This window comes from Paraburkholderia podalyriae (genome assembly GCF_014397785.1).
In the GTDB taxonomy this organism is placed as follows: domain Bacteria; phylum Pseudomonadota; class Gammaproteobacteria; order Burkholderiales; family Burkholderiaceae; genus Paraburkholderia; species Paraburkholderia podalyriae.
Window position 1 is genome coordinate 171,077 of the sequence record NZ_VZQQ01000007.1, and the last position, 26,539, is coordinate 197,615.

The window sequence follows — 26,539 nt, forward strand, 5'->3', positions numbered from 1 at the left end:
TCCAGCGAGCCGCGTTCAGATTAGCTTGTAGCGGTGCAAGCGGAGCTTATGCCCACAACGCCGAGGTTTCGATGTTGCGCAGATCGAACACCAGCACTTCCGCGTCGCGGCCTTGCGTGAACGTCAGCGCTTGTTCGCCGCGCACCCGCGCGCCGTCACCCTCGCCAAGCTCGACGCCATTCACCGTGACGCTGCCGCGCGCCACTTGAACATACGCATAGCGGTCGTTCGCGAGTTCGAGCCGCGCGGTTTCGTCGCCGTTGAACAGACCGGCGTACACGCGCGCGTCCTGCCGCAACTGCAGCGAACCGTTCGCACCGTCCGGCGACAGCACGAGCCGCAGCACCCCGCGCTTGTCGGCCGCGCCGAAGTGCTGTTGCTGATAGCGCGGCTTCGCGCCTTGCTCAGCCGGCGCGATCCAGATCTGCAGGAAGTGCACCGGCTCGCTGTTCGAATGGTTGTATTCGCTGTGCGCCACACCGGTGCCCGCGCTCATCAACTGGATGTCGCCCGGCACGATCACCGAGCCCGTGCCCATCGTGTCCTTGTGTTCGAGCGCGCCTTCGAGCACATACGAAAAAATCTCCATGTCGCGATGCGGATGCTTGCCAAAACCCTGCGCCGGCGCGACACGGTCATCGTTGATCACGAGCAGGTCGGAGAAGCCGTTCTGCTTCGGATCGTGATAGTGCGCGAACGAAAACGTATGACGCGAGCTGAGCCAGCCGTGTTCCGCGCGGCCACGTTGGTTGGCGTGTCTGACTTCGAGCATGCTGTTTCTCCTTGAGTTTTGTCGCGTGATCCGGGCCAGATGTTTGGCTGCGATCCATGAACGACAGTGTAGGTCAATCCAGATGGCTATAATCATGAAAAAACCGGAAACACTGTCGCGATGGGATGGACAATAGGATGCAACTCGATGACATGCGGATCTTCGTCGCGACCGTCGACGCCCACAATTTCACCGCCGCGGCGAACCGGCTGTCGCTGTCCAAACAGTTCGTGAGCCGCCGGGTGATGGCACTCGAGGAAGCGCTCGGCGTGCAACTGTTGATCCGCAATACGCGCAAGCTGGCGGTGACCGATCTAGGCCAGGAGTTTTACGAGCGCGCGAAGCGCATCCTCGGCGAGGTCGAGGACGCCGAGCAGGCTATGTCGCTGCGCCGCGCCGGGCCGCGCGGGCTGCTGCGCGTGAGCGCGCCGATGTCGTTCGGCATGATGCATCTGTCGCCTCTCGTCGCGGCGTTTCTGCGCGAGCATCGCGACGTGCGCTTCGACATGGAACTGAGCGACCGCGCCGTCGATGTGGTCGGCGAGGGCTTCGACATGGCGATCCGCATCGGCACGCTGGCGGACTCGTCGCTGATCGCGCAGAAGTTGATCGATGTGAAGATGGTCGCGTGTTGCAGCCCCGGTTATCTACGTCGGCGTGGCAGCCCGACCGTGCCGGCCGATCTCGCGAAACACGAGTGTCTGCTGTACGGTCACGGCGGCGCGGTGAGCTGGGAGTTCAGCATCGACGGCGCGATCAGGAGCGTCGAGGTGCGAGGGCCGTTGCGGGCCAATAACGGCGACCTGATTCGCGATGCGGCGGTGGCGGGGCTTGGAATCGTTCGGCTTCCCGATTTCATCGTCGCCGATGCGCTGGCAAACGGCCAGCTCGTGCCCGTGCTCGAAGCGTTCCTGCCGACCACGACGGGTGTCTATGCCGTCTATCCGCAGCATCGGCAAAGCTCGGTGACGATCCGGGTCTTCGTCGAGTTTCTGCGCAAGCATCTGAGGAAGAAGCTCGCGGGTTGATGTGCAAGCTGAAGTCCAGGCGGAAGTCGAACCCGAAGCCGAACCGCGGACACATGTCGTCTAAACCCCGTCAGCCATCGCGGAAAATAAAGCTGTACGCGCTCAACGCCGGCACACCGCCCAGATGCGCATACAGCACGCGCGAGCCGGCCGGAAATTCGCCGTTGCGCACCTTGTCGATCATGCCGTGCATCGACTTACCTTCGTACACCGGATCGGTCAGCATGCCTTCGAGCCGCGCGCACAGACGGATCGCCTCGAGCGTGCCGTCGTTCGGCAGACCGTACTCCGGGCCGCCGAAGCGCTCATCGAGCACGATGTCTTTCGCCGTGATGTCGCGGCCCAGTTCGACGCGCTCGGCGGTCCGCTTCGCGATGCGCGTGATCTGCTCGCGCGTCTGTGCCGGTTTCGCCGAGGCGTCGATGCCGATTACCCGATCGGCGCGGCCGTCCGCGGCAAAACCGACGACCATGCCCGCCTGCGTGCTGCCCGTCACCGAGCACACGACGATGTAGTCGAACCTGAAGCCGAGTTCGGCTTCCTGCTGACGCACCTCGTCGGCAAAGCCGACGAAGCCGAGCCCGCCCAGCGGATGATCCGAGCAGCCGGCCGGAATCGCGTACGGCTTGCCGCCGGCCGCGCGCACGCTGTCGAGCGCGTCTTCCCAGCTCTTGCGAAAGCCGATGTCGAAGCCATCCGGCACGAGCCGTACGTCGGCACCCATCATGCGCGACATCTGGATGTTGCCGACGCGGTCGTATACCGCATCCGAGTAGTTGACCCAGTTCTCCTGCACGAGCACGCATTTCAGGCCGAGATGCGCGGCAACCGCCGCGACCTGGCGCGTCTGGTTCGACTGGATGCCACCGATCGACACGAGCGTGTCGCAGCCCTGCGCGAGCGCGTCGGGGATCAGATATTCGAGCTTGCGGGTCTTGTTGCCGCCGAACGCGAGGCCGCTATTGCAGTCCTCGCGCTTCGCATAAAGCTCGACCTTGCCGCCGAGATGTTCGCTCAGACGCTTGAGCGGCTGGATCGGCGTCGGTCCGAAGGTGAGCGGGTGGCGGGGGAATCGTTGCAGGTTCATCGCGGCTCCGGTGGTGAGTGGTTTCCGTGAGTTCATGGTAAGAAAAACGGCCAGAAATGAGCTTGCGAAAAAAATGGCTTGCACGTATTTTTAGAAATCGAACGATGTCCGGTCCCTAACAAAACTTCGTAAATACTCCGATGAACGCAACAAAAGTTCGTGCTGGATCGAAACCTTCAGGCACAACCCAGACTCCTCCCGCATCGCCGGCCAATCCCCGCCACGGGCTGGACCGCATCGATCGCGCGATCCTGCGGCAGTTGCAAACCGACGCGTCGATTTCGAACGTGGCGCTCGCCGCGAAAGTGAAGCTGAGCGCGCCGGCGTGTTTGCGGCGCGTCGAACGGCTGAAGGAGTCGGGGTTGATTCGCGGCGTGGTCGCATTGCTCGATCCGAAGGCGGCCGGCGCGGGCATGCTCGTGATCATCGGCGTGGTGCTCGATCGCTCGACGCCCGAGTCGTTCGCCGAGTTCGAAAAGGCCGCGCAGAAAGTGGCCGGCTGCATGGAGTGCCACGTGGTGACCGGCGAGTTCGACTATTTCATGGTGATCCGCACGCGCGACAGCGACAGCTTCAATCGCCTGCACGCCGAGCAGTTGCTCTATCTGCCTGGCGTGCGACAGATCCGCTCGTTCATGGTGCTAAAGGAAATCCTGTCGACCACCAAATTTCCGCTGTGAGCCGCGCGGCCGCGGCCGCGCAGCCGGCGGCGAAAACGCGCATGCTGTCATAAACGCCGCGCCCGCGCGACCAAGCTTCGGCGCACCCGCATGCGGCCGTGGCAACACCGTGCGACGGCGGGCTGGCGTCGGCACTTTCCCGGAGCGACCATCATGACTCGCAACAGACGGCAATTCTTTACATCGTTCGACGACATCCCGAAACGCTCACGTGTGGCCGCGCTGTCGTTGCTGCTAGGCGTGGCCGCGCTCGCGTTGCCGCTCGCGCAGCGCGTCGCGTTCTCGGCCGAGAGCGCCGTCGCGATCGCGCCGCCCGCGCTCGACGAACCGATCCAGGCCAGCACTGCGCACGAGGAAACCGCCGTATTCGCGGGCGGCTGCTTCTGGGGCGTGCAGGGCGTGTTCCAGCATGTGCGCGGTGTCACGCGTGCGGTATCGGGCTACTCGGGCGGCTCACACGACACCGCGCAGTACGAGACCGTCAGCGGCGGCGAGACGGGGCACGCCGAATCGGTGCAAGTCACGTTCGATCCCGGCAAGGTGACGTACGGTCAACTGCTGCAGGTGTACTTTTCGGTGGTTCAGGACCCGACCGAGCTGAATCGTCAGGGGCCCGACAGCGGCACGCAATACCGCTCGGCGATCTTTCCGCTGAACGACGCGCAGCGGCGCGTCGCGCAAAGCTACATCGCGCAGCTCGACAAGTCGCACGTGTTCCCCGCGCCGATCGTCACGAAGACGGAGCCGTACAAGGGCTTCTATCCGGCCGAGTCGTATCACCAGAACTATCTGACGTTGCATCCCGATTCGGCCTATATCGTGTTCAATGACATGCCGAAAATCGCCAACCTGAAGCACCTGTTTCCCAACCTGTATCGCGACAAGCCGGTGCTCGTCGAAGCCGGGCAATGACGCCTGTGAGCGGCGGCGCCAGCCGCGCCGCTGCATCGCCCGAGCCGTCGTCGCGTTGCTCCTCGAGCGCTCGTCATCAATCCTCCACAGAGATGGCGCATATCTTGCACACCAATGCGACGTTGGCCATTGTCCGCGTCACCGCGGCGTGGTCACGCGGGCTCGCCGCGCCTCGTGCGCACCGCGCAGCCCGCGTCATTGGCTAGAAAAATTACACGCCGTAAGTAACAGTGCGGCGGTCGTCCGGGCTTTTGGGTCCGCACTGGACCCCGGACGGGAACCTACCTCTTCGCGACGAGTGAGATCGGAGGCTTCCGGTGTTGAACAGCCGTAGAAAGAAGCGGGGCGCCACGCCTCGCCACCAACAAACCGGCATCGCGGCGGGCTCGCTCGTCGCCGCGATTTTGGGAGCGATGGGCTGCGTGCCCGGTGTGGTTTTCGCGCAGACGCCATCGCCGCTCGGCGAATGGCAATACTCGGTGGGTATCCCGCTGCAGAAGATGTGGCAGCCGAACATTCCCGACTGGCAACTGCGCTTCGGCGTGGCGACGTCGTTCCAGCCGCGCTTCGAGGGATCGGACCGCTATCACGTCGTGGCCGGCCCGAGCATCGACGTGCGCTACAAGGATCTGTTCTTTCTGTCGAGCGGAGAAGGCCTCGGCGTCAATTTCGCGCAAGGCGAGAACTGGCGCATGAGTCTCGCGGCCGTCTACGACCTCGGGCGGCGCGCGCAAAACGATCCCCAGGAACTCAACGGGCTTGGCAACATCAATCCGGCGCCGGGTCTGAAACTGTCGGGCGAGTACGTCGTGTCGAAGGATTTTCCGCTCGTGCTGCGCGCCGATATCCGCCGCTATTTCGGCGGTTCGAACGGCTGGATCGGCGATCTCGGCGCCTACATGCCGATGCCCGGCAGCACGAAGCAGTTGGTCTGGTTCGCCGGCCCGAACGTGACGCTCGCGGACTCCAATTACATGAACAGCTGGTTCGGCGTCAATCAGGAGCAGGCCGCGCACTCGCAGTATCCGCGGTACCACGCGAGCGCGGGCTTCAAGTCGGTGGGGTTCGGCGTCAGCGCGATCTGGCTGCTCAGCAAGCACTGGTTCGCGACCGCCGACGGCGCGTTCGAGCAGCTCGTCGGCAGCGCGGGCAACAGTCCGATCACACGCAGCCGAGCGACCGGCGTCGCCGACGTGTCGATCAACTACCGGTTCTGACGCAACGCCGCTGCGCAGCATCTCGCCGCGACCGACGACCGACACTCATGCGGAATCGACTTGGCCCGGCAAACCCGCTTAGACTTGAGGTTTGCCCGTCGTCCCGCGCCGCGCCGACGACCGCGACAACAGGCCTGCAGAGGCCGTCTTCAAGGACCCGTCATGTTCGAGCATATTCCCGCCTATCCGGGCGACCCGATTCTGAGCCTGAACGAAGACTTCCAGCTGGACCCCCGCCCGAACAAGGTCAACCTCAGCATCGGCATCTATTTCGACGACGCCGGCAAGCTGCCGGTGATCGACGCGGTGCGCCGCGCCGAAACCGCGCTGCTCGACGCGATCGGCCCGCGCTCGTATCTGCCGATGGCGGGTCTGCCGCTCTATCGCGACACCGCGCAGGCGCTCGTGTTCGGCGCCGACAGCGCGGCGCGCGCCGAAGGCCGCATCGCGACGCTGCAAACGCTCGGCGGCTCGGGCGCGCTGAAGGTCGGCGCCGATTTCCTGAAGCGCTATTTCCCCGGCTCGCAGATGTGGATCAGCGATCCGAGCTGGGAAAACCATCGCGTCGTGTTCGAAGGCGCGGGGCTGACGGTCAACACGTATCCGTACTACGACCCGCAAACCGGCGGCTTGCGCTTCGCCGGCATGCTCGCCGCGATCGACGCGTTGCCGGAAAAGAGCGTCGTGCTGCTGCACGCGTGCTGCCATAACCCGACCGGCGTCGATCTGAGCCCGGCGCAATGGGCGGAACTGGTGCCGGTTTTGCAGCGCCGCAAGCTGATCGCGTTCGTCGACATGGCCTATCAGGGTTTCGGCGCGGGCCTCGAAGAAGACGCCGCACCGGTGCGCCTGCTCGCCGACGCGAACGTGCCGCTGATCGTCGCGAACTCGTTCTCGAAGAATTTCTCGCTGTACGGCGAGCGCGTCGGCGCGTTGAGCGTAGTCTGCAAGAGCGCCGACGAGGCGGCGCGCGTGGCGGGCCAACTGATGTCGGCGGTGCGCGCGAACTACAGCAACCCGCCGACGCACGGCGCGCGCCTGGTCGCCAACGTGCTCGCCGATGCGACGCTGCGCGCGTCGTGGGAAGCCGAGCTCGGCGCGATGCGCGAGCGCATTCTGGCAATGCGCAAGGTGATCCACGCGGGGCTCGCCGGGCGCGTCGATGAAGTGATGCGCGCGCGCTATGTCGCGCAGCGCGGCATGTTCACGTACACGGGCCTGTCCGAAAGCCAGGTCGAGCGTCTTCGCAACGAATACGCGGTGTACGTGCTGCGCTCGGGCCGCATGTGCGTCGCCGGGCTCAACGCGCGTAACGCGGACTATGTTGCGTCGTCGATCGCGGCGGTGGTGTCGGGCGCCTGAAGCCGTGCGGCGCTCCGGCCGCTGTTGCAACCCGCGTGAATAAGGGTGGGCGGCGCGCACCGGCGCGCCGTCACAACGACAATCATGGAGACAGCGACGATGGCCACGACCCTCGAAGCGCAACCGGCAAGCCCACCCAGGTCGGCCACGATGCATGCCGACGAATGGCAAGCTCGCGTGCAACTCGCCGCGTGCTACCGGATCTTCGATCTGCTCGGCTGGACCGAGATGATCTACAACCACATCACGCTGCGCGTGCGCGACAGCGTCAGCGGCGCCGGGCGCCAGTTCCTGATCAACCCGGCAATGATTGAAGCCATGCGTAAAAGAGCGCGGCAATCAACGCTGCGATAACCCCCCAACAGGCAAGGATTCAGGCGATGAAAGTAGCGATCTACGGCGCCGGCGCGATCGGCGGCTGGATAGGAGTGAAGCTCGCGCAGGCGGGGCATCAGGTCAGCGTGGTCGCGCGCGGCGCGACGCTCGACGCGGTGCGCCAGCATGGTCTGCGGCTGATCGAAGGTGGCGTGATCTACGCCGAGCAGGTGAAGGCGAGCGACAAGCCGGCCGATCTCGGTGTGCAGGAGCTCATCGTGATCGCGGTGAAGGGCCCGGCGATGGCGGCGGTGGCCGCGCAGATCAAGCCGCTGCTGGGCCCCGAGACGATCGTGCTGACGGCGATGAACGGCGTGCCGTGGTGGTTCTGTGACGGCCTCGCCGGCGAGCTCGGCGGCCAGCGCCTGAAGACGATCGATCCCGACGGCGCGATCGCTGCCGCGATCCCGGCCGCGCAGACGGTCGGCTGCGTCGTGCACGCTAGCTGCCTGACCGACGCACCCGGCGTGATCCGGCATCACCAGGGCAACGGGCTTATCGTCGGCGAGGCGTCGGGCCGGCCGAGCGAACGCGTCGAGCAGCTCGCCGCGCTGCTGCAGGCGGCGGGCTTCCATGCGACGGTCTCGGCGCAGATCCAGCGCGACGTCTGGTTCAAGCTGTGGGGCAACATGACGATGAACCCGGTCAGCGCGATCACCGGCGCAACGACCGACCGGATCCTCGCCGACGAACTCGTGCGCGGCTTTGTCACGCACATCATGCTGGAGGCGAAGGAAATCGGCGCGCGCTTCGGCATCCCGATCGACCAGCCGCCCGAGGACCGTCACGCGGTCACGCTGAAACTCGGCGCGATGAAGACGTCGATGCTGCAGGACGTGCAGGCCGGCAAGGCGGTCGAACTCGATGCGCTGGTCGGCGCGGTGCGCGAACTAGGGCAGCTGACGCGCGTGCCGACGCCCTATACGGATGCGTTGCTCGGACTCGCGCGGCTGCATGCGAGTACGTTGGGCTTGTATCCGAGGACCAGCTCGAAGGGCTGAACGATCTCGTCGCAACGTCCGTTCGGGTGCTGGCGCGTCGCGCCGATGGAGTATCTGATCCAGCGTCGCGTTCACGCGTCATGTCGGCCTGCCGCCGACGCAGTATGCTCGAGATGCAGCGGACATCGTTGCTCAATAGCGATTCAGATTCGATCCACAGACGTTTTCGCCCCGGCGCCCGCGTACGAGAGAAAGGGCAGCTTCATCATCGGTTGTGAGCAGGTTTGCTCCCACGAGCTTTTCCCTACACACGGCTGTAGCCAGGCTCTGACCTCGCTTCTGCATCAGCCATCGAATAGGCCATACCCGCGCGGTCTGATCCGCGGACGCGGTCACGACGCGCCGGCCGTCCGGGCTGAAGGCGGCGGAGAAAACCGCTCCCTGATGTCCGGTGAGCTTCGCGATCACCTCGCCGGTCGCCGCGTCCCACACCCGCGCGGTCCCGTCCGCGGACGTGGCCACCACGCGCTGGCCGTCCGGGCTGAAGGCGGAGGAGAAAACCGCTCCCTGATGCCCACCGAACTGGGCGATCTGTTTGCCCGTGGCCGCGTCCCACACCCGCGCGGTCTGATCCGCGGACGCGGTCACCACGCGCTGGCCGTCCGGGCTGAAGGCGGCGGAATAAACCAGATCCTGATGCCCGCTGAGCTGCGCGATCTGTTTGCCCGTGGTCGCGTCCCACACCCGCGCGGTCCCGTCCCAGGACGCGGTCACTACCCGCCGGCCGTCCGGGCTGCAGGCGACGGAATCAACCGGGCCCTGATGCCCGCTGAGGAGCAAGATCGGTTTGCCGGTGGCCGCGTCCCACACCCGCGCGGTCCGATCCCAGGACGCGGTCATCACCCGCTTGCTGTCCGGGCTGAAGGCGGCGGAGTAAACCCACCCCTGATGCCCGTCGAGCTGAGCGACCTGTTTGCCCGTGGCTGCGTCCCATAGCCGCGCGGTCCGATCCCCGGACGCGGTCGTCACCCGTTGGCCGTCCGGGCTGAACGCGGCGGAAAAAACTGCCCCCTGATGCCCGCTGAGCTGCGCGATCAGTTTGCCCGTGGCTGCGTCCCATACCCGCGCGGTCCTGTCCGCTGACGCAGTCACCACCCGCTGGCCGTCCGGGCTGAAGGCGGCGGAAATAACTGATCCTTGATGCCCTCCGAGCAGCAAGATGCCCATCGCCGCGTCCCATGCGCGCGCGGTCCTGTCACGGGACGCAGTCACCACCCGCTGACCGTCCTGGCTGAAGGCGACGGAATTCACCGGCCCTTTGTGTCCGGTGAGCTGCGCGATCACCTGGCCGGTGGCCGCATCCCACACCCGCGCGGTCTTGTCATCGGACACGCTCACCACGCGCTGGCCGTCCGGGCTGAAGACGGCGGAGCTCACCGGTCCGCGATGCCCAGTGAGCTGCACGATCAAGTGGCCGGTCGCCGCGTTCCACACCCGCGCGGTCCCGTCCGCGGACGCGGTCACCACGCGCTGGCCGTCCGGGCTGAAGGCGGCCGCGAAAACCGGTCCCCGATGCCCTATGAGCTGCGCGATGACCTGGCCGGTCGCCGCATCCCACAACCGCGCCGTCTTGTCATCGGACGCGGTCAGCACGCGCCGGCCGTCCGGGCTGAAGGCGGCGGAGCTTACCGGTTCCCGATGCCCGGTGAGCTGTGCGATCACGTGGCCGGTCGCCGCATCCCACACCCGCGCGGTCCTGTCCGCTGACGCAGTCACCACCCGTTGGCCGTCCGGGCTGAAGGCGGCGGAGAAAACCGGCTTCTGATGCCCGGTGAGCTGCGCAATCTGTTTGCCCGTAGCCGCGTCCCACACCCGCGCGGTCCTGTCCGCGGACGCAGTCACCACGCGCCGGCCCTGCGGGCTGAAGGCGGCGGAATAAACCAGATCCTGATGCCCGCTGAGCTGCGCAACCTGTTTGCCCGTAGCCGCGTCCCATACCCGCGCGGTCCGGTCCGCTGACGCAGTCACCACCCGTTGGCCGTCCGGGCTGAAGGCGGCGGAATAAACCAGATTTTGATGGCCACTGAGCTGCGCGATCTGTTGACCCGTGGCCGGGTCCCACACCCGCGCTGTGCCATCCCAGGACGCGGTTACGACCCGCCTATCGTCCAGGCTGAAGACGGCGGAATCAACCGCATTCTGATGCCCGCCGAGCAACGCAATTTGCATCGATGCTTGCGCGCCACGCATAAGCTCAAGCTCTGCTTCGACCGATCCCGGCAAGAGCCAACCCTTGCGCATCCCCAGCATCGCGAAGCGCATTGCGCGGTCATAAATTCCCGCGTCGTTCGCCGTCGTCGCGGCCGACGCCAACGCAAGAGAAGTCTCGCGTGCGACCGTCCGAGTCTGGTGAATGATCCACCCCGAAGTCACGATTAGAATCAATACGATTGCGCCAATCAGTATCTGGATGCGTCGCCGCGCGCCCTGTCCGTGCCTGCTGTTCCTTGACATGGGCTTGATCCTCAACGATTGGTTGCAACTGCGACTCGCCCGCCCCGGGCGATCGCGACGGCGCGCGTCCGTGGATCGCGTCCGTCGACGAGTGGCGGCACCGCGGCCGGGTGGCGGCGCGGCGCGAACGGATACGGTTTGAACGGGCGGGTCATGCGCAGGTCGCAGCAGCTTCGGACCGCCCTGGCTTCACCCCGCGCTGGCAGTCTGCGACGGCTGCCGCATGGCCAGCCCGCCGGTCGCCGCATGACATGCCTCGATCATCGAGCGGAACGTCGGCGAGGTATGCATCGCGCCGGCCGCATCGAGCTCGACGCTGGCTTCCGGCGCGCCGTCGACGCCGACGCCGACCACCAGCGTCGCGCGCGGCCGCCATTCGCGCGTGCGCCGCAGCATGTTGCGCAGATACAGCGGCGAGTCGGGCGCGTCGAGCGACACGATGCAGATGATCGACGTGTCCTTGAAGCTCGGCTCGTCGGCGCGCGCCTTGCGGTAGCCCGAGTGGGTCGCCATCAACGGCGCGAAGCCCTGGCGGTTCAGCAGTTGCACCGCGATCGCGGTCGTCACCTCGTCGAACGCGCCACGGCCGGGTACACACAGCACCGCCGCCTTGCCCGCTTCGTCCGGGTGTTGCGTGCGCGTCAGCAGGCCGCCGCCGTAGCGCTCCGTGGTACCCGCGCCCGGCGTCGTCCGATCCGGCGCCCCGGCAAGCAGCGCGCTACCCGGGTCCGCCGGATCGACAGGCGACAGCGCATCGCGCAGCCCTTCGGCAATGTCGAGGTTCTCGACGATATCGACGAGCGCGTCGTTGATCCGCTGCAACTGGTCGGGCATCAGCACGCCGCGCTGCGCGTCGTTGCGCGCGAGGCGCAGGCCTTCCAGCGCGACCTTGTCGTAGTAGTCGATCAACGACATCTCGCGCAGCAGCCGCTCGGCCTGCACGATCGCCTCGTGCGGATCGTCGGCGAGCAGGCGCTGATAGAAGTTCTGCGCGGGCGTCAGCGCTGGCTGATCGCCGAGCAGCACGGTCAGGAAGTTCAGCCGGTCCGCGTAGCGCCCGAGCGTGACGACGCACAGTGTGAGCGGCGTCGACAGCACGAGGCCGATCGGCCCCCACAGCCAGCTCCAGAAAATCGCCGCGACGACCACCGCGAGCGGCGACAGGCCCGAGCGATGACCGTACAGCAGCGGCTCGGCGATCTGGCCGGCGACCACGTCGACGACGATGAACAGGATCAGCGTGAGAACCGCCATCGTCCATTGCGGCTGGATCGCGGCGGCGAGAAACACCGCGAGGATCGCCGCGATCCAGATGCCGATGTACGGCACGAAGCGCAGCAGCGCGGCGATCACGCCGAACAGCAGCGCGCCGGGCACGCCGATGACCGCGAGCCCGATCGCGATCATGCCGCCCGCGCTCAGATTGACGCCGAGCTGCGCGACGAAATAGCGTGACAGGCGCCCGGCGGCGTCGTTGATCGCGGTGGTCGTGCGATGCAGGTCGCGCGATCCGAACAGGCTGATCAGCCGGTCGCGCAAATCCTCGCGCTGCAACAGAATGAAGATCGTTACAACGAGCACGATGAAGGTCGTCTCGATCGGCGCGATGGCCGGCGTCAGCGCGCGCTGCGCGAGTTGCACCGGCGTTGGCGCGGGCTCGTGCACCTCGACCTGTTGCGGCACCTGCGGCGCGTTGCGCGCGGCGCGGCCGGTCGGGCGCGGCGGCGCGGGGCGCGATGGCGCCACCCGCTGCAGCGCGCTGGCAGCGCTGCTCATCAGGGCATCGGCGCGGCCCACGGTCTTTTCCTGCACCGTTTCGATCTTCTGCTCGATCGCTTCCTGATACTGCGGCAGGTCGCCCGCGAGCTGCACGAGCTGCGCGCCGATCAGCGCGCCGATCGCGAGCAGCGAGGCGAGCGCGAACAGCACGGCGATGAAGATCGATGGCAACTGGCCCATGTGCAGACGCCGCAGCATCTGCACGAGCGGCGCGAGCAGGAAGCTCAGCAGCACCGACAACGTGATCGGAATCAGTACCTCCCGCCCGAAGTACAGCCCGCACACGACCACCACGCCGGTGATCAGCGACACCAGGCCATGCAGGCCCGGCGTGCCCGGCGGGTAAACGCGGTTCGGCCGCCCATGCGGCGGCGGTAGCGATATTTTCATGTGAACAGAATTCCGGTTGGGACGCGGTGACGACCGAGCGGAGCATGGTTCGTCAGCAAGACAGATGCCCGAATTGTAGGCGGTTTGGCGGGGTGGGGATGCTTTGCCACGTCGCGGCGACCGGTAAGAGGCCGATTCAGATCGCCGGCAGCGCATCGGTCGAGCGGTGGTCGTGCAGCGGTACGAGCACGCGAACACTTTGCGAGCCAATGAGCAGACCCGGCAGCGCATCGTCTGGTTCCTGGAAGGCTGGTACGACGTACGCCGCCTGCACAGTAGGATTGGCTACCGTTTGCCGCTCGAATTCGAGAACGCCAACACCCAACGGCGAGACCGTGAGCGAAGGGCGACGCATGCCAGGATCACCAAAGGCAACATGGCGTCAGCGGCTGTCGAACTTATCGACACATTCCGACATCCGACTGATGAACGCGTGCGCCGGTCACGCACCATGCATCGCGGGCTAGATCGCAATGAGCACTGCAACTAGCACAGCACAATGGTCAGAAGGCTGGAGCGGCCTTTTATTGCGTAGGCGGCAGTTCACCGGATGCGAAGGGGCGCTCGCGCTTTCGGCTATGACGCCGGTCTGCATCGAGGTCGAGCATGTCATTTAACAGGTACACGGACGACGCACAGAAAGAGAAAGAAACAAAGGCTATTGCGTCGGCGCTCAATGCCTCGACGTTGGCAAACCGGTGCGAGGCGAGAGGCGGCACGAAGATAAGGACATTCTTCACCCATTGATAGGCGAGGCGCGCATCTCTTTGATGACGAGCCAAAGGAGCGGTCTTTTGCTATCAAACACGACCGTTGCGTGATTGCCTTTGGAGGCCGCAGCCTGGATGCTTTTTCCTCCAACGACGATTGCCTTGCGGGCCTGCTTCCACACGGGCACGTCAGCGCGGGAATCGCCGCAATAGTCGAAACCCTACGCCGAACTCGACCGTCAAGGCGCCGGCTTTGCTAGCGCCTGATAGATTTCGCAGCTCGTTGCTCGCCATCACGCCTTTGAAGAAGCCGAAATGCGAAGCGATCTGCTCTGTAAAGCGTTGATCGCCTGAAGGTACAGCGGTCAGGAAACGGGTTCAGCAGACCTTACGTACTATTCTGTTTCGGTTTGTCGCGATATGAGGCGAAGCTCAGAGAATGCCTACCCGACGAACTGTGGTCCCTCGTCGAACCGTTGCTACCCGTGGGGGCGCTCGAAACAGCTTCCAAGCCGACAGAAGTTCACCGACTGAGTACCGTCACAGCGGGAAATCGCATCAGATACCAGGCGTCCTGACTGTCTCCCACATAGCGAATATCAAGCAACCTCCCCGGGCGAACAGGATCGGTCGCCACGCCGCGAGCAACCAGACGCTCCAGGACGTCATGACGCAGCCAGAAAAGCGTCCCATTGTAAATTGCGGGCAGATAGTCCGTCTGGAATTCGGCGACGGAGTATATCCCGCTGTTGCTGCTCCAAAGGCCATGTGTTTCGATGACTTCCGGACGTTCCTTGCTCAGATAGTCCGCAAACCCTGCATACCCGCGACGCGCCAGCGATGGGTTGGTCAACAGCGCCGAATCCAGAACGTCCAGATGTTCGCAGCACAGTGCGGCGCCACCAACGTCTGGCGTCATGAACTTGAGCGTCGGTTGCCCCAGATACTCGCGCAGATGATCAACCGAAGCACCCGTCATCGCGTAGTTCGCCGGCGTTATTCCGCGCCAGTCACCGGGGAAATCGTGCCACGCTCTTTTTCGGGCCGCGTCTCCCGCCGCATTCAGCGCAGCGGGCAGCACGCCACGCATCGCCGCACCAAGGATTACCGTGTCGACGTTGTCGCGCAGCAACGCAATGTTGAACAGGAAAGTCCCAGAAAGGCACAGCAAAAGCCCGCGAAATACATATGGTTGACGCATATTCGCAAAACGTTCTGCGAGAGAAAGGACGAAAAGGGGAACCACGGCCATGAACATCCGCCCGGTATAGCCCCAATTTTTTCCCGATACGAGCGCGAATACGGCAAAAGAAAATATTAGAAGTACAGACATCGGATCCAGACGGCGCTTTTTCTCTCCCTTCCGGCTCAGGTACATGCCAGCCAGAAACGCGGCATTCACGAAAAGGAAATCCTTGAGACCGCGCAGCTTTACCAATACGCCGTCCCAGCCTTTTTTACTGTAGGGCATTTGCAGCTTGGCCAGGATGGTATTCGGCAATAGCGTGCCGAAGACACGATACCTCCAGATTGTCATCAGCAGAAAGCAAAGCATGAGCCAGACGCACATTCGAATGGCATGCGGCCTATCCTGCGGGCAAAACACGACCATCCAGCCAAGCGCGAATCCCAGATAGAACACCGCCTCGAAGCGAGTCAGCATCAGAAGAGGCAACAGTGCATAGGCAAGTGTCGATCGCACGCGCCAGGAGAGCACGAACGCAAACAGCAGCAACGCAAAGACCGTCATTTCCATGCCATTGATGATCTCGGCCTGGCAGGCTGGCAGCAGTCCCAGCAAGCACACCACAATGAGGCGATGCGTTGGGCTCGGCAGGTACGCTTCAAGTGCGCGCCACACGAGCACCAGGGTAGCGCTCATTGCGATGAAGGAGAGCAACTGCGCCGTCATGATCGCATCCAGAAAGCCTGGATGCATCATCCACTGCCCTATCGCCAACATCGCCGTCATGAGCAAAGTTGACGTACCTTCTGCCGGCGCCGAAGCTGATGTCAACGCGAATACCCCGTGTCGCCCGAGTGTATGCGCATAGGCAATAGTGATGGCGCCGTCGTCCCAGCCATAAGGGCCGACCAACGCTATCGCTGTCAACGAAAGCGCCGCATACGCGACGACGAAGAGGAACCCGGTGGCTCCAACTCTTCCCTCGGCACTGTGTGTAAGGTTCTCGGACATAGCCAGTCGACGTAAGTAGGATGGCTGATAATACATCGGGCAAGCGGCGAGGGAACGTGGCCCAGACTACATGGACGCCGGTTGGTTCGACTTAATACGGCACGTCGGAAGATGAATGAGTTCCGTTTTGTACAGACCATTGTCCGATTTGCGCGTGACGAAATGCGAAATGATTTCCGAACGCGGCATGCACGAGTCAGAGAATTGCTCGATGCTTACTCCTTGATCGAAACTGGGATCGAAACCGCATCAGTGAAAAAGTACGACGTCCTTCGGCCGATCGACGGCATGGGAGACTACCGGTAGGGACCGCCAATCCGCACGCTAGCCCGCATGCACCCGCACCATCTCCAGCAACAGCGAGCTCACATACAGCAACAAGCCGATAAATCCACCGACGATCGTGCCATTGATCCGGATGTACTGCAGATCCTTGCCGATATTCAACTCGACCTGCCGCGACATCTCGTGCGCGTCCCAGTTCTTCACGGTATCGCTGATATGGCGCGTGAGGAATTGCGCGAAGTCCGGCGCCATCGCGCGCGCCGCTTCCTCGAGGTGGTCGTTCAGCGATTGCCGCAACGCCGGATCCTGCGCGAGTTCGCGGCCGACCCACGCGCCCATCGCAGCGACCCGCGCATGCAGCGCTGAGTCGGCGCTTTGCAGATCGCGCTTGAGCCATGCGCGCAGATCGCCCCACATATCCTTCACGTAGCTGCTGAACGCATCGCCCTCGACCAGATAGCGCTTCAGCGCTTCGCCTTGCTGCAGGAAAACCGGATCGGTCTTCAGCCGCACGATCAGCCTCTGCACCGCCTCGTCGAACTTGTCGCGCAGCTCGTGCGTCGGGTTCTGCGCGATCTGTTCGAGCATCCGGTTCGCGGCGCTCGCGATCGCTTCGGCGCCCTTGTCGCCGAGCCACGCTGATGGCAGGAACTTCTCCATCGTCGGATACTCGCCCTTCACCCAATCGACGATGCGCGCTGCGATGAACTCGCGCGCCGGCGCCTCGCGCAGCACTGTGATCAGCTGATCGATCGCGGTGTCGAGCAGTTCCTGATGACGGCCGCCGCGCGTCAGCGTGTCGAGAATCGCGCCGAGCGATTGCGACAGATCGACCTTCGCGAGCACGTCGCGCAACGCGTCCCTGATGAAGCTCTGGATGCGCGCGTCGTCGGCCACGTCGAGGATGCCGCCGGTGAGCCGCACCACGTAGTCGCCGAGGCGCGCGGTGTTGGCCGGCTCGCTGAGCCACGCGGTGATGGTCTGCGCCGGATCATGCCGGCGGATCAGACCGATCAGCGACGGCACGTCGAGAAACTTGTCCTGCACGAAGTGCGCGAGGTTATCGGCGATCTTGTACTTGTTGCGCGGGATGATCGCGGTATGCGACGACACCAGCGGAATCGGCACGCGGCGAAACAGCGCCGCGACCGCGAACCAGTCGGCGAGCGCGCCGACCATCGCGGCCTCGGCGACGGCCTTGATGCCGTCGACCCACAGGCCGCGCGGCAGGAACGCGGTGACGACGAAAACGCAGGCGGCCGCAGCCAGCAGCAGTAAAGGCGTGCGCTTGGCCTTCTTCAGATCGGTGGTCTTGTCCATCGGCTCGGTTGATCCTGTCGGGCGGCGGCTGCAGGGCGGCGGGTCAGCCGGTTCGATTGCAATGATGCGATACGGCCGGCGCGCGCGTCCAGCCTGGATACGCGCGAGCGCAATACGCGCCGGCGCAATACGCGCCGACGCTTCGGCAAGGTAACATTCGCGCTTGGACGCCTCGTCGAACCCGACGCGAGACGACGCAACGCAACGCAATAGCAATGGAGGCACAGTGATCAGGTTTCTGCACACCGCGGACTGGCAGATCGGCACGCAATTCGGTCAGTTCGAAGCGGACGAGGCCGCGCATCTCGCCCAGGCGCGCTTCGACACGGTGCGCCGCATCGCCGAAGCAGCGGCCGCGCGCAACGTCGACGCGGTGCTCGTCGCAGGCGACGTGTTCGATCTGCAGACGGTGTCGGACACCGTGATCCGGCGTTTGTTCGCCGCGCTGCAAGCGTTTTCCGGACCGTGGATCATGCTGCCGGGCAATCACGACGCGGCGCTCGTCGAAAGCGTGTGGACTCGCGCGCAGCGGCTCAATTGCGTGCCGCCGAACGTGCGCTTGGTGCTCGAATCCGGCGTCGTGCTGCTCGACGCATGCCGTTGCGCGCTGCTGTGCGCGCCGCTTACGCAGCGCATCACCTACGACGACACCACCGCGTTCTTCGATTCCACCGATACCCCCGCCGGCTATCACCGGGTCGGGCTCGCGCATGGCAGCGTCGGCGGCATTCTGCAGGAGGGCATCGATTCGTCGAATCCGATCGCGCCGACGCGCGCCGCCTGCGCGCGACTCGACTACCTGGCGCTCGGCGACTGGCACGGCCATCTGCGTGTCGATGAACGCACGTGGTACGCGGGCACGCACGAGCAGGACCGTTTCCGCGCGAATCAGCCGGGCTTCGTGCTCGACGTCAGCATCGGCGAGCCGGGCGCCGCGCCGCGGGTCGACGCGGTACGGGTCGGGCAATATCGTTGGCATCGCTGGGACGAGACGATTTCGGTGCCGACCGACGTCGACGCGTTGAAAACCCGCCTCGCCGAACTCGGCGCGCATGACGTGCTGCGCATCGAGGTTCGCGGCACGGCGGCGCTTGCCGATGCCGAAGCGCTGCATGTCGCGCTCGAAGAGGCCCGCGCCCGCGTGCGTGCGTTGCGTGCCGATCTGGGCAGCCTGCACGTGCTGCCCACCGCCGACGATCTCGCCGAACTCGGCGCGCAAAGCGGCTATCTCGCGAAGGTGGTCGCGCGGCTGCGCGCCTTGCAGGAAGACGCGCAGGCCGATCCGCAACAGGCGCGACGCGCGGCGGAGGCGTTGCTGCTGCTGGCGCGTTTCGCGCGCGAACAGCGGCAACGCGATTCTGATGCCGCACCCGCCGCGCAGGCGCGCGAACGGCAACAACCGGAACTGCCGCAAGAAGGAGCCTGCGCATGAAGCTGCAACGTATCGCGATTCGGGAATTCAGGCAGTTCGGCGGGCAGCTCGTGATCGACGATCTGCAGCCCGGCCTCAATCTGTTCATCGGCCCGAACGAGGCCGGCAAGAGCACGATCGCCGAAGCGGTGCGCACGGTGTTCCTCGAACGCTACAAGGCCTCGCATCTGAAGGACCTGTTGCCTTGGGGGCTCGCGAGCGGGCAGCCGTCGGTCGAGGTCGGCTTCGAGCTCGATGGTGTGGCGTGCCGTCTGTCGAAGCAGTTCGTATCGCGGCAGCGCTGCGAGCTGAGAATCGGCCAGACCGTATATAGCGAGGACGAAGCCGAAGACAAGCTCGCGGCGCTGCTCGGCTTCTCGCGCGCGGCGCGCGGTCCAATGAAAGCCGAGAACGCCGGCGTGCCGGGTCTGTTGTGGGTGCAGCAGGGTGGCACGCAGGAGATGCGCGATTCGACCGGGCACGCGGCGCAGTATCTGCGCGACGCGCTTACGCAACTGTCGGGCGGCCGCGAAGCCGGTGGCGAGGACGCGTTGATCGCGGCCGTGCAGCGCGAGCTGCGGCAACTGCTGACAGCGCGCACGCAGAAGTCGACCGGGCCGCTCGCGGAGGCGGAGCAGAAGCTCGCCGCGCTGGGCACGAGCCGCGACGAGCTGCAACTGCAACGCCAGCAGTTCGACGACAACATCGCGCGCCTCGCCACCCAACAGCAGGCCTTCGACGACGCCGAGCGCCGGCGTCCGTGGGAGCTTCACGAGCACAAGGCCGCGCTCGCGCAGCAACGCGCTGCAGAGGTCGAGCAACTCGAACGTGGTCTCGAAGGGCTCGCGCAGTCGTTGAAGATCGGTGAGGCCGAACTCGCGTTGTCGGTACAGCAGGAGCAGGGCGCGCTCGAACTGGAGGCGGCGATCGCGCGCGAGCGCGAGCAACTCGACGCGGCGCGCGCCGAGGTCGCGGCCGCGCAGACCGCGCACGCGCAGGCGGAAAGCCGGGTGGCGCAATTCGAGCAGGCAGCGGCCGAGGCGAACCGCGCGCTCGAACTCTCGAACGCGGCCGTCACCGCCGCCGATCTACGCAGCCAGGTCGATTTCTACCGGACTGAGAGCCAGCGGCTCGAAGCAACGATCGTCGAGGCGGACAAGGCGAGCGCGGCGGTGCTGCAGGCTGCGCGCGACGCGGCGGCGCTCGAACTCGACGACGCGCAGTTCAAGCGTCTCGTCGCGCTCGACGGCGAATTGACCGTGCTGCGCGCGCGGACCGAAGCGGCGATGACGCGCATCGAGTACCGGTTGAATCGCGAATTGAACGTCGGCGATCAGACGATCAGCGGCACCGGCGTGCTGCGCGTCGACGAAGAAAAGCGCATCGGCCTCGGCGAGCTCGGCGAATTGCGCGTGATCCCGGGCGTCTCGGATCTGTCCGCGCAGTTGTCGGAGCTGGCGTCGCTCGAAGCGAAGCACGCGCAACTGCTGCGGTCGCTAGGCGTCGCATCGGTGGGCGATGCGCAGGCGCGTCATGAGCAATGGAAAGCGCTGGTCGTGCAGCAGAAGAGCCAAGCCAGGATTCTCGAGGTGCACGCGCCGCAAGGCATCGATGCGTTGCGGGCGGCGCTGGCGTCGACGGCGGCGCGCTTGCAGGCGTCGAGCGAGCGCCTGGCGAGCCTGCCCGATGTCTCCGCGGCGGCGCCGCTCGACGACGCGCGCCGCAACGCCGATATCGCGCGCGACGCGTTGGAGGCCGCGCGCAAGGTGCTCGCGCAGGCGGCTGGCGCGCAATCCACCGGCGTCGCGAAGGCCGATTCGCTCGCGGCGCAACTGCAGCGCAAAGAAGCGCAGTTGAACGATGAAGCGTTTCGGCGCAACCGCGCGCAGTGGCAGACGCACAGCGTCGAGCAGCGCATGAAGGTCGACGCGTTGAAGAACCAGCGCGGCGAGCGCGAGCGCGAACTCGATGCGGCGCGCCTCGACGATCCCGTGGCTCAGGCGAAGCGCTATCGCGCATCGGCGGAACTCGCGCGCAATGAGCAGCGCGAGCGTCAGTTGCGGATCGCGGAGCTGCGTAGCCAGCTTCAAACGATGGGGGCATCGGGCCTCGGCGAACGGCTTGCCGCGATAGAAGCGCAGCTCGAGCAGGCCACGCGCCGCAAGGACGAACTGAGCCTGCGCGCGAGCGCGCTGAGTCTGCTCGACGAAGTGCTGGTGGACGAACGCGACGCGGCGCTCGCGCAACTGCGCGCACCGTTGACCGAGCGGCTGGGTCACTATCTGAAGCGGATTTTTCCGCAGTCGAGTCTCGCGCTCGGCGACGATCTGATTCCGGCGCTGCTCGATCGCGACGGCCGCGCGGAACTGCTCGACGCGCTGAGCTTCGGCACGCGCGAACAGCTCGGCATCCTGACGCGGCTCGCGTACGCGGACCTGCTGCAGGCCTCGGGCCGGCCAACCTTGCTGATGCTCGACGATGCCGCGGTACACAGCGATGCCGCGCGTCGCGACGCGCTCAAACGCGCATTGATCGACGCGGCGACGCGGCATCAGATTCTGGTGTTCACGTGTCATCCGGAGTTGTGGGACGACCTGGGCGTCAGGCAGCGGGCGGTGGAAGACCTGAAGGTGGTGTGAGCGCAGCGGGCTGCTACGGTACGGCCCGCTTACTCGTACCAGCGCGGCGTGTAAACCCACTGCGTGCCGTTATCGCCGCAAGCGAATCTTCGCGTCAGCGACGACCCGACGATCACCATCGTGCGCATATCCACGTCGGCCGAGCGAAGCTCGCCGAGCGTCAGTGTGCGCAGCGTGCCGCCGGGCCGGCCGATGTCGCGCCCCAGCACCACTTGCGTCGATGGCGCGCGATACTCCCGCACGATGTCGAGCGCCTTGTCGAGTTGCCACGGACGCGCGCGCGAAACCGGGTTGTAGAACGCCATCACGAGGTCGGCTTGCGCGGCATGGCGCAGGCGGGCTTCGATAATGGTCCACGGCTTCAGGTTGTCCGACAGCGACAGCATGCAGAAGTCGTGGCCGAGCGGCGCGCCGGCCTGCGCGGCGGTCGCGAGCGCGGCCGACACGCCCGGCACGATCGTTAGTTCGACGGCGGCCCATGCGTCGTTCCGGGAAGCGTCGAGCGCTTCGAGCACCGCGGCCGCCATCGCGAACACGCCTGGGTCGCCCGAGGACACCATCACGACCGAGCGGCCTTCGCTCGCTAGCTCGAACGCGTGGCGCGCGCGCTGCATTTCCTCGCGATTGTCGGTGCCGTGCACACGCTGATCGGCGCGCAGCGGGCCGGCCATTTTCACGTAGGTGTCGTAGCCGAGAATGTCGGTCGCTTCGCTCAACGCGGTGCGCGCGGCCGGCACCATCAGTTCGGCGCGGCCGGGGCCGAGGCCGATCACGCTCAGACGACCGCGGGCACGGCCGATCGTCGCGGGGTCGATGGCGAGCGGGCAGAGGGCGAGCGCGACGCTCGCGTGCGCTCCGTCGTGCAGCGTCTCGTGGGGGATGCGCAGCGCGGCGCGCAGGAGCGCCGCCGCGCCCGGTCCGCCATTTTCGGCGCTGGCATCGGCGAAGCGCAGCGGCACCCCGAGAAGCGTTGCCGCTTGCGCGAGCGCCGGGGCGGCCATGCTTGCCGATGGCGCGAGCAACGCCGCGAGCGAAAGCGCTGCGAAACCGCGAGCGTTCAGTGCCGCGCGCACGCGTGCGACGATCGTGTCGGCGGCAGTGGCGTTGGCTCGAGCGCACGCATCGTCGATGACCACCGCCGCCACCACACTGCGCGGATGGATCACGAGCTCGTCTTGCCGCCCATCCCACGCGCGCGGCGTCACGCGAATCGCGAGACGCGCCGATGCCGAGCGTGGCAGTTGCGCGTCGTCGAGCCACGGCGCGTCGCCTTCGATGCGCGTGCTTTCGCCCGCGAGCAGATCCGACACGAAGCGCTTGCCCTGGCCGAGGTCGGCGAGCGCATAGCCGTCGGGCGGATTGAGCACGCAGGTGCCGAAGCGCAGTTCGCCGCTGGTCGTGATCGCGGGCTGCACGGCCAACGCGGCGGCGATGTCGCGTGCCATCAGGTTGACGCCCGCGAGCCCGCCTAGCAGCGGCACGACCGCGCTGCCGTCCTCGGCGACCGCGAGCACCGGCGGCTCGGCGCCTTTGTTCGACAGCAGCGGCGCAAGGCAGCGAATCACGATGCCGGCCGCGCACAACGCGACGATCGGCGTGCCGCGCGCGTACAGCTCGCGCAGATGCGCGCCGAGTTCGGTGTACGAGACATCGGCCTCGACGCGGCCTTGCAATGCATGCACCCGGCAGTGCGCGGCAACGCCCGCCGCGACGTGCTCGCCACGTTCGACATACAGCGTCTGAATTCGCCGCGCGGTCGCGAGCGCGCCCGCGCCGAGAATCACAATGGCGGGCGGGTTCATCCTTGCCATTTTTGCCCCGGCACGACCAGCAACGAAAAATACGGCGACGCCATCGGATCGACTTCGGTGAGCGGCACGATGCGCTGATTGCGCATCGTCGCGCGTTCGACGTACAGCGCGCGCTGCGCGAGTCCGAGTTCGTCGAGCACGCGCCGCACCTTGTCGAAATTGCGGCCGAGTTTCATGATGACCGCCGCGTCGGCATCGGCGAGACGGCGGCGCAATTCGTCTTCGGGCAGCACGCCCGACAGCACCGACAAGCTCTGGTTGCGATACACGAGCGGCGCCCCGAGCACCGCCGCGCCGCCGAGCATCGAGCACACGCCGGGCACGACTTCACTGTCGTAGCGCGCCGCGAGCCGGTCGTGCAGATACATGTACGAGCCGTAGAAAAACGGATCGCCTTCGCAGATCACGGCGACGTCGCGGCCCGCGTCGAGATGGCCCGCGACGATCTCGGCGGCGGTGTCGTAGAAGTCCGCGATGATCGCTTCATACGACAGCGGCGGTTCGAGCGCTTCGGTCGTGACCGGATACACGAGCGGCAGTTGCTGCTGCGCGTCGTGCAGATGCGCCTCGACGATGCCGAACGCGTTGCCTTTCTTGCCCTTCGCGACGAAATACGCGACCACCGGCGCGGCCTTTAGCAGACGCAGCGCCTTCAACGTGATCAGTTCAGGGTCCCCGGGACCGACGCCGATGCCGTATAGCCGGGCGCGACGGGTTAGCTGGCTCGCCATTTATTCGACCTCCGTCGCGAGCGCATTGACCGCGGCGGCGGCCATCGCGCTGCCGCCGCGCCGCCCGTGCACGACCACGTACGGCACGCCACGGCTGTCTTGCGCAAGCGCCGCTTTCGATTCGGCCGCGCCGACGAAGCCGACCGGAAAGCCGAGAATCAGCGCGGGCTTCGGCGCGCCGGCGTCGAGCATGTCGAGCAGATGAAACAGCGCGGTCGGCGCATTGCCGATCACGACGACGCTGCCCGCCAGATGCGGACGCCACAATTCGAGCGCTGCGGCCGAGCGCGTGTTGCCGATTTCGCGCGCGAGCGCGGGCACGTCCGGGTGCGCGAGCGTGCAGATCACTTCGTTGTTCGCGGGCAGTCGCGCGCGCGTGATGCCTTGCGCGACCATGCCCGCGTCGCACAGGATCGGCGCGCCTTGCGCGAGCGCGCGGCGGCCCGCGCTACCGGCGCCGTCGCGGAACGCGAGGTCGTCGATCACATCGACCATGCCGCACGCGTGGATCACGCGCACCGCGAGTTTTTCGAGGTCGGCGGGGATGCGCGCGAGGTCGGCTTCCGCGCGAATCGTCGCGAACGATTGGCGATAGATCTGCTGACCGTCGCGAATGTAATCAAGCATGTGGAGTACTCCGGGCGAGGCGCGCGAGCAGCGCGGCGGCCTCGTCGATCGTCAGTTGCGGCGCGACGCATTGGCCGAAGCCGGGGCGGCCGTCGCGTCGATAAAGGTCGTAGCGGCCGGGCGCGACGGCGAGCAGCGTGTAGGGCGCGCGATGCGCGGCCGCGCACGAGCGCGGGCAGCCGCTCAGATGCACGTCGACGCCGGCGGGTAAGCACTCGGCGAGTCGCAGCGCGTCGCTCCTGGTGTCGGCGAGGCCCTTCGCGCAGCCGGCCGAACCGGCGCAGGCGATCACATGCGTGATGGCCTGGGCGGGATCGCAGGCGAGCTCGAGCGCGCTCAGCTTCGCGAGCACCGCGGGCACCGCTGTCGTCGCGATGTCGGGCAGCAGCACGCTTTGCCACGGCGTGGCGTGCAGCATGCCGTTGCCGTGTTGTTGCGCGAGCGCGGCCAGCTGGCGCAGCGTGGCCGCGTCGATACGGCCGAGCGACGGTTGGCCGCCGACGTGCCACGTGCCGTCGTCGCGCTGCGCGTGCGCGCCGAGCCGCAGCGACGCGTCGGCGGCGATGTGGCGCTGCCAGTGGCTCAGCGATGCGTCGCGCGCGAGCGGAAAATCGACGTAGCGTTGCGCGTGCCGCAGCAGCGCGTCGGCGGAGCGCGTGGCGAGCAGGTCGCGCATGCGGGTCGCGTCGGCGGCGGCGAGGTCGAGGAACGTGTGCAGCAACGCGCGCACGAGCTCGGGCACGCGCGACGGCGGCACGGCCGCAAGCGCGCCCGTGCCGTTGGCCTCGCGATGCTCGCCGACGCTTGCGTTGGTGCTGTTGGTTGCGGTCGCGCCAGCCGAACCCGGACACCCCGCGAGGCCGAATACGAAGCGCACACCCGCTTCGTCAGGCGACGCCGCGAACCACACGTCATGCGGATGATCGACTCGCGCGAGTTGTTCGCCGCCGTCGAGCAGCAGCGCGAATTTCGGCGACAACGCGACGAAGCGCGGGTCGCTTTGCAGCAGCGTGAGCAATGCTCCGCACAGCGGCGTCGTGTCGATCAGCGCGTGCGGATCGCGGCCGGCGGCGGGGCTGATCATCACGTTGCGCACGTCGTCGGCGCAACTGAGTGCGGTGGGGTCGGTGGTATGTGGGTGGTTCGCGGTGGCGTGTGCGGAAGAAAGCTCGGCAGCCGGCCCAAGCCCGGCGCGAATCAACGCCGCGCTCAACGCCGCTTCGTGTCCGCTGCGCACGCCGCGCAGTTGCAGGTTCGCGCGATTGGTTAGCTCGGCGGCGCCGTTCGCGTGCCGTGTGCTGGCATCGGCGATCGCGCGTGCCTGTGTCGCGCTTAGCACGCCGCCGGGCAGTTTGATGCGGCAGATGCCGCCGTCGCGCGCGGGGACGATGCGCAGCAGCCCCGGACATGCCGAGGACCGCGGTGCCGTGACCGCGTGGGCCAAAACGGTGGGAGGCGAAGCTCGATTCAAGAGGACACCGGGTTTAGTGTCGCGCGACGGCATGGCTGCGGCCTCGCTTCATGCTGCCCGATGAGGGCCGGCGCGAACCGGGCGGCCGAACAGCGCTTCGGGCTGACCGTGAGCAAAGAAAGCGGCCATTATATCTTCAGGCTGCGGCCGCGGCGCCTGATTGTCGGCCATCGCGGGATGCCGCCGAGCCCGACGACATTGCGCCGCGCCGCGAACCCGCGGGGCGCATGGCGGCGGTATCATGCGGACTTTCGCAACCCGCCGTTCGACCCTGCGCGCA

General features: G+C 66.2%; 20 protein-coding genes and 1 pseudogene. 9 read left to right on the plus strand and 12 right to left on the minus strand.

Annotated elements, in window-relative coordinates:
- Positions 1–46: 46 nt before the first annotated feature.
- Complete coding sequence (locus F6X42_RS10635; RefSeq protein ID WP_187634170.1) at positions 47–772, minus strand: pirin family protein; 726 nt, start codon at positions 770–772, stop codon at positions 47–49.
- Between the two features lie 137 nt (positions 773–909).
- On the opposite strand from F6X42_RS10635, the gene F6X42_RS10640 reads away from it, so the two are divergent.
- Entirely contained in the window at positions 910–1,800 is an 891-nt protein-coding gene (locus F6X42_RS10640; protein ID WP_187634171.1) for a LysR family transcriptional regulator, read from the plus strand.
- Positions 1,801–1,870: 70 nt separating this feature from the next.
- On the opposite strand, the gene F6X42_RS10645 is transcribed toward F6X42_RS10640, so the two are convergent.
- Entirely contained in the window at positions 1,871–2,887 is a 1,017-nt protein-coding gene (locus F6X42_RS10645) for a 1-aminocyclopropane-1-carboxylate deaminase (protein WP_187634172.1), read from the minus strand.
- Between the two features lie 140 nt (positions 2,888–3,027).
- On the opposite strand from F6X42_RS10645, the gene F6X42_RS10650 reads away from it, so the two are divergent.
- The 6 genes and pseudogenes from F6X42_RS10650 to F6X42_RS10675 all read left to right on the plus strand — a co-directional run bounded on the left by F6X42_RS10650 (position 3,028) and on the right by F6X42_RS10675 (position 8,434).
- Entirely contained in the window at positions 3,028–3,567 is a 540-nt protein-coding gene (locus tag F6X42_RS10650; protein ID WP_187634173.1) for an Lrp/AsnC family transcriptional regulator, read from the plus strand.
- Positions 3,568–3,720: 153 nt separating this feature from the next.
- Positions 3,721–4,479, plus strand: coding sequence for a peptide-methionine (S)-S-oxide reductase MsrA (gene msrA, locus F6X42_RS10655; protein WP_187634174.1), 759 nt, complete (start codon positions 3,721–3,723; stop codon positions 4,477–4,479).
- Positions 4,480–4,796: 317 nt separating this feature from the next.
- Positions 4,797–5,696: a MipA/OmpV family protein gene (locus tag F6X42_RS10660; RefSeq protein ID WP_187634175.1), complete on the plus strand. Its 900-nt coding sequence runs from the start codon at positions 4,797–4,799 to the stop codon at positions 5,694–5,696.
- Positions 5,697–5,858: 162 nt separating this feature from the next.
- Complete coding sequence (locus tag F6X42_RS10665; RefSeq protein WP_187634176.1) at positions 5,859–7,058, plus strand: amino acid aminotransferase; 1,200 nt, start codon at positions 5,859–5,861, stop codon at positions 7,056–7,058.
- Between the two features lie 99 nt (positions 7,059–7,157).
- Positions 7,158–7,361, plus strand: a pseudogene (locus tag F6X42_RS10670) (class II aldolase/adducin family protein); the annotation flags it as partial.
- A gap of 77 nt (positions 7,362–7,438) precedes the next feature.
- Positions 7,439–8,434 (plus strand): 2-dehydropantoate 2-reductase, encoded by a 996-nt coding sequence (locus F6X42_RS10675; protein ID WP_187634177.1) that lies wholly within the window; start codon positions 7,439–7,441, stop codon positions 8,432–8,434.
- Between the two features lie 132 nt (positions 8,435–8,566).
- On the opposite strand, the gene F6X42_RS10680 is transcribed toward F6X42_RS10675, so the two are convergent.
- From F6X42_RS10680 to F6X42_RS10705, 6 genes are all read right to left on the minus strand, one after another.
- Positions 8,567–10,888 (minus strand): WD40 repeat domain-containing protein, encoded by a 2,322-nt coding sequence (locus F6X42_RS10680; protein ID WP_246530037.1) that lies wholly within the window; start codon positions 10,886–10,888, stop codon positions 8,567–8,569.
- Between the two features lie 189 nt (positions 10,889–11,077).
- Complete coding sequence (locus F6X42_RS10685; RefSeq protein WP_187634178.1) at positions 11,078–13,057, minus strand: AI-2E family transporter; 1,980 nt, start codon at positions 13,055–13,057, stop codon at positions 11,078–11,080.
- 136 nt (positions 13,058–13,193) lie between these two features.
- Complete coding sequence (locus F6X42_RS10690; protein ID WP_187634179.1) at positions 13,194–13,412, minus strand: hypothetical protein; 219 nt, start codon at positions 13,410–13,412, stop codon at positions 13,194–13,196.
- Positions 13,413–13,581: 169 nt separating this feature from the next.
- Entirely contained in the window at positions 13,582–13,839 is a 258-nt protein-coding gene (locus tag F6X42_RS45565) for a UbiA family prenyltransferase (RefSeq protein WP_312892609.1), read from the minus strand.
- 451 nt (positions 13,840–14,290) lie between these two features.
- Positions 14,291–15,964: a hypothetical protein gene (locus tag F6X42_RS10700; RefSeq protein ID WP_187634180.1), complete on the minus strand. Its 1,674-nt coding sequence runs from the start codon at positions 15,962–15,964 to the stop codon at positions 14,291–14,293.
- A 324-nt stretch (positions 15,965–16,288) separates the two neighbouring features.
- On the minus strand, positions 16,289–17,569 hold the full coding sequence (locus F6X42_RS10705; RefSeq protein ID WP_187634181.1) for a DUF445 domain-containing protein: 1,281 nt from the start codon (positions 17,567–17,569) through the stop codon (positions 16,289–16,291).
- Positions 17,570–17,795: 226 nt separating this feature from the next.
- Here F6X42_RS10705 and F6X42_RS10710 point away from each other — a divergent pair, with 226 nt between their 5' ends.
- Together F6X42_RS10710 and F6X42_RS10715 are read left to right on the plus strand one after the other, a co-directional pair.
- Positions 17,796–19,001, plus strand: coding sequence for a metallophosphoesterase family protein (locus tag F6X42_RS10710; protein WP_187634182.1), 1,206 nt, complete (start codon positions 17,796–17,798; stop codon positions 18,999–19,001).
- Positions 18,998–21,619 (plus strand): AAA family ATPase, encoded by a 2,622-nt coding sequence (locus tag F6X42_RS10715; protein WP_187634183.1) that lies wholly within the window; start codon positions 18,998–19,000, stop codon positions 21,617–21,619. The genes F6X42_RS10710 and F6X42_RS10715 overlap by 4 nt, the downstream gene beginning before the upstream one ends.
- A 29-nt stretch (positions 21,620–21,648) precedes the next feature.
- On the opposite strand, the gene cobJ is transcribed toward F6X42_RS10715, so the two are convergent.
- From cobJ to cobG, 4 genes are read right to left on the minus strand one after another with little or no spacing between them, the layout of a single operon-like run.
- A complete protein-coding gene (gene cobJ, locus F6X42_RS10720; protein ID WP_187634273.1) occupies positions 21,649–23,421 on the minus strand; it encodes a precorrin-3B C(17)-methyltransferase in 1,773 nt (590 codons plus the stop codon).
- The gene (locus F6X42_RS10725; RefSeq protein WP_187634184.1) at positions 23,418–24,161 is read right to left on the minus strand and encodes a precorrin-2 C(20)-methyltransferase; all 744 of its coding nucleotides are present in this window, start codon (positions 24,159–24,161) and stop codon (positions 23,418–23,420) included. Before F6X42_RS10725 ends, cobJ begins: the two co-directional genes overlap by 4 nt.
- Positions 24,162–24,788 carry a precorrin-8X methylmutase gene (locus tag F6X42_RS10730; RefSeq protein WP_187634185.1) on the minus strand — a complete coding sequence of 209 codons (627 nt, stop codon included), beginning with the start codon at positions 24,786–24,788 and terminating at the stop codon, positions 24,162–24,164.
- Complete coding sequence (cobG, locus tag F6X42_RS10735; RefSeq protein WP_187634186.1) at positions 24,781–26,292, minus strand: precorrin-3B synthase; 1,512 nt, start codon at positions 26,290–26,292, stop codon at positions 24,781–24,783. Before cobG ends, F6X42_RS10730 begins: the two co-directional genes overlap by 8 nt.
- Positions 26,293–26,539: the final 247 nt, after the last annotated feature.

Bases quoted from the DNA above. Each gene is read 5' to 3' on its own strand.
- F6X42_RS10685 (WP_187634178.1), bottom strand. From the start codon at position 13,057: ATGAAAATATCGCTACCGCCGCCGCATGGGCGGCCGAACCGCGTTTAC.
- F6X42_RS10690 (WP_187634179.1), bottom strand. From the start codon at position 13,412: ATGCGTCGCCCTTCGCTCACGGTCTCGCCGTTGGGTGTTGGCGTTCTC.
- F6X42_RS10645 (WP_187634172.1), bottom strand. From the start codon at position 2,887: ATGAACCTGCAACGATTCCCCCGCCACCCGCTCACCTTCGGACCGACG.
- F6X42_RS10730 (WP_187634185.1), bottom strand. From the start codon at position 24,788: ATGCTTGATTACATTCGCGACGGTCAGCAGATCTATCGCCAATCGTTC.
- msrA (WP_187634174.1), top strand. From the start codon at position 3,721: ATGACTCGCAACAGACGGCAATTCTTTACATCGTTCGACGACATCCCG.
- F6X42_RS10665 (WP_187634176.1), top strand. From the start codon at position 5,859: ATGTTCGAGCATATTCCCGCCTATCCGGGCGACCCGATTCTGAGCCTG.
- F6X42_RS10675 (WP_187634177.1), top strand. From the start codon at position 7,439: ATGAAAGTAGCGATCTACGGCGCCGGCGCGATCGGCGGCTGGATAGGA.
- F6X42_RS10700 (WP_187634180.1), bottom strand. From the start codon at position 15,964: ATGTCCGAGAACCTTACACACAGTGCCGAGGGAAGAGTTGGAGCCACC.
- F6X42_RS10705 (WP_187634181.1), bottom strand. From the start codon at position 17,569: ATGGACAAGACCACCGATCTGAAGAAGGCCAAGCGCACGCCTTTACTG.
- F6X42_RS10640 (WP_187634171.1), top strand. From the start codon at position 910: ATGCAACTCGATGACATGCGGATCTTCGTCGCGACCGTCGACGCCCAC.
- F6X42_RS10635 (WP_187634170.1), bottom strand. From the start codon at position 772: ATGCTCGAAGTCAGACACGCCAACCAACGTGGCCGCGCGGAACACGGC.
- cobJ (WP_187634273.1), bottom strand. From the start codon at position 23,421: ATGAACCCGCCCGCCATTGTGATTCTCGGCGCGGGCGCGCTCGCGACC.
- F6X42_RS10715 (WP_187634183.1), top strand. From the start codon at position 18,998: ATGAAGCTGCAACGTATCGCGATTCGGGAATTCAGGCAGTTCGGCGGG.
- F6X42_RS10680 (WP_246530037.1), bottom strand. From the start codon at position 10,888: ATGTCAAGGAACAGCAGGCACGGACAGGGCGCGCGGCGACGCATCCAG.
- F6X42_RS10650 (WP_187634173.1), top strand. From the start codon at position 3,028: ATGAACGCAACAAAAGTTCGTGCTGGATCGAAACCTTCAGGCACAACC.
- cobG (WP_187634186.1), bottom strand. From the start codon at position 26,292: ATGCCGTCGCGCGACACTAAACCCGGTGTCCTCTTGAATCGAGCTTCG.
- F6X42_RS10725 (WP_187634184.1), bottom strand. From the start codon at position 24,161: ATGGCGAGCCAGCTAACCCGTCGCGCCCGGCTATACGGCATCGGCGTC.